Origin of the sequence: Pseudomonas sp. HY7a-MNA-CIBAN-0227 (genome assembly GCF_040310325.1) — a bacterium.
In the GTDB taxonomy this organism is placed as follows: Bacteria; Pseudomonadota; Gammaproteobacteria; order Pseudomonadales; family Pseudomonadaceae; genus Aquipseudomonas.
The window spans coordinates 1-245 of record NZ_JBEOPT010000303.1 but is presented as its reverse complement, the minus strand read 5'-3'; the positions used below and the strand labels follow the sequence as shown (position 1 = coordinate 245).

Here is a 245-nt window from a genome sequence, read left to right as displayed (position 1 = left end):
CGACCGGTGTTTTCATCAACGATGACCACTTCGCCATCATCGACGATATAATGGACGTTTTTGACAAACACATGATGGGCGCGGATGGCTGCTTGAACATGAGCCAATAACGGCAAACGGCTTGGGCTATATAAACTTTCGTTTTCGCCCAGCTCGCCCACTTCGATTAGGAAACGCTCAATTTTTTCATAGCCCTTTTCGCTAATCTCGATCTGACGGTTCTTTTCATCAATCCAAAAATCTTC

The 245-nt window shown here is 45.3% G+C and carries 1 protein-coding gene; it reads right to left on the bottom strand.

Features of this window, described 5'->3' with window-relative positions:
• On the bottom strand, positions 1–245 hold a 245-nt coding region (locus tag AAEZ06_RS28030; protein ID WP_350617446.1), incomplete at both ends, for a preprotein translocase subunit SecA.